The 2,530-nt window shown below is 64.3% G+C and carries 2 protein-coding genes; both read right to left on the reverse strand.

Annotated features, from left to right (window positions below; genetic code table 11):
- Nucleotides 1–120 precede the first annotated feature (120 nt).
- On the reverse strand, nucleotides 121–861 hold the full coding sequence (gene istB, locus AC3EC3_RS19720) for an IS21-like element helper ATPase IstB (RefSeq protein ID WP_488491272.1): 741 nt from the start codon (nucleotides 859–861) through the stop codon (nucleotides 121–123).
- Nucleotides 862–872: 11 nt separating this feature from the next.
- On the reverse strand, nucleotides 873–2,399 hold the full coding sequence (istA, locus tag AC3EC3_RS19725; protein ID WP_488491273.1) for an IS21 family transposase: 1,527 nt from the start codon (nucleotides 2,397–2,399) through the stop codon (nucleotides 873–875).
- Nucleotides 2,400–2,530: the final 131 nt, after the last annotated feature.

Raw genomic sequence — 2,530 nt, forward strand, 5'->3', positions numbered from 1 at the left:
TGCGGATTCCGACGATGCCGCCCACCCATTCCGATCTGATCGCGCCCACCATTCCGATTTGATGCCGCCCGGGTGGGGAGCAGATCGTGGGCCGATATTCACATGCGATAATTCAGTCGGTCAAGCGGATTGGGTGGTGACATTTCGACGCATGGATTCGCCGGAGAGTTCCAAACGATGTGCGTTGTGGACGAGGCGATCGAGTATGGCGTCGGCGTAGGTCGGATGGCCGATCAGATCGAACCATCGGGCCACGGGGAGCTGGCTTGTGACCAGTGTTGAACGCCGCCCATAGCGGTCTTCGAGGATTTCGAGCAGGTGGTGGCGGGCATTGCCATCGAGCGGTTCAAGCCCCCAGTCATCAAGGATCAGCAGATCGACGCGCGCCAGGCTCTTCATGCGCGCCGCGATGCGGCCGTCGCCCTTGGCCAGCGACAGGTCGTCGATCAGCCGGGGCAGCCTGGTGTAGAGAACCGATCGGTTGTTGCGACAGGCCTGATGACCGATCGCGCAACCGAGCCAACTTTTGCCCACCCCTGCCGGCCCGATAATCGCGCAGTTTTCATGGGCGGCGATCCAGTTGCCCTTGAGCAGCATTTCGAACACGCGCCGGTCGAGCGCCCGGGAACTGCGGTAATCCACGTCTTCGGGAACGGCATGGTGGCGCAGCTTGGCATGACGCAGGCGAAGCGCAAGGCGCCGGTCGCTGCGCCAGGTCGCTTCATGATCGAGCAGCAGGGCCAGCCATTCGGCATGGCCAAGGCCCGCAGCATCGCCATTGCCGTCGAGATCGGCGAAGGCATGGGCCATCCCTGTCAGCCCGAGTTGGTTGAGTTGATCAAGGGTCGGGTGTTTGAGCATCGTCGTGCCTCTCAGTGGTAGTATTGGGAACCCCGGATGTTGTCGTGCAGGATCGGCTCGTGCTCCGGGGCTTTGGACACGGGCACCTTGTCGAGCCCCTTTTCGAGGATCGATTTGACGGAAGGATAATTGCGCGCCTGGATCTCGAGCGCGCGCGTCGCTGCCGCCTCGAGCCGATCGGCGCCAAAGCGCTTGGCCAGGCCGATGATCCCCAGGCACGAGCGGTACCCCTGCTCGGGATGCGGCCGGTCCGCGATGATGCGCTCGACCAGCAATGACAGCATCGGCCCGATCCGGGCTGCTTCCTGGCGGATCCTGGCCGGCGTCCATTCCAGGTAACGCCGGTGGCTCGAGGGCATGTGCTCGGGCACCGTCGTATGCCGGCCGTTGCCCGAGCCGCGCATGTGAACCGCGATGCGCTCGCTGCCGAGAAAGATCTCGACGGTGCGCGCGGTAAAGCGGGCCTCGACCTCGCGGCGGGCAAAGCGATGCGGCACCGAGTAATGGTGGTGATCGATCGATATGTGATAGTCGAGCCCGACCCGGCAGCGCTTCCACTGGGCATGGATCCACGGCTCTGCCGGCAGCGGCTTCAGGTTGGGCGCATCGACTTCCTCGAACAACTGGCGACGGGTTTGGCCGAACTGGCGCAAAACCCGCACCTCATTGAGGTCGGCAAGGCATTCGGCGATGCCGGCGTTGAGCTCGGCCAGGCTGTAGAAGATGCGATTGCGCAGCCGGCCCAGCACCCAGCGCTCGACGATGCCGACGCAGGCTTCGACCTTGGCCTTGTCCTTCGGGCGCCGCGGCCGTGCCGGCAGCACCGCCGTGCCGTAATGGCGGGCCATGTCGGTATAGCTGCGGTTGAGCATCGGATCGAAGTGGCATGCCTTGATCACCGCCACTTTGGCATTGTCGGGCACCAGCAACTGCGCGGCGCCGCCGAAGAAGGCGAAGGCGGCATTGTGCCCCTCGACCCAGTCGGCGAACTGCTCGGTCCAGGTCGCGCAGGCGAACGACAGGCTCGAGCCGCCCAGCACCGCGACGAACAGGTGTGCTTGGCGGATTTCTCCTGTCCGACGGTCGATCACGACCGGCACCGTGTCGCCGGCATAATCGACGAACATCTTTTCACCGCCGGCATGGCTCTGGCGCATGACCAGCGACAGCCGGCCCTCCCAGGTGCGGAACAGTTCACACCAGCGGCTGTAGCGATAGCCGTCGGGGTGCGCCGCGATATACTCCTCCCACAGAACCTGCAGCGTCACGTGCTTGCGCTTCAACTCGCGCGCCACCACCGACCAGTCGGGCTCCGGCTGCTTGCGCCGGCCCGGCTTCACACCGGCAAGCCCGTAAAGCTGGGCTTCCAGATCCGCGTCGCTGATCTCGGATGGAACCGGCCACGCAAGGCCGGAACTTTCAAAGCGGGCGAGCATGTCCCGCACCGTCGAACGCGCAACGCCCGACAAACGGGCAATCTCTCGCACCGGAAGGCAGCCCTCACGGTGCATTCGCATCACTTCGCGCAGTGCGCGCATCTTCGCCCTCCTCGTCGGCATCCCATCCTCCAGACTGCTGAACAGCCCAGAAGGATGGCCTCAAACGATCAGGCTCAACACCACCGCACAGGTGGGCGGAAATTAATCGGAATGGTGGGCGGGATCAGATC

Source organism: Novosphingobium sp. BAM6 (genome assembly GCF_057784955.1).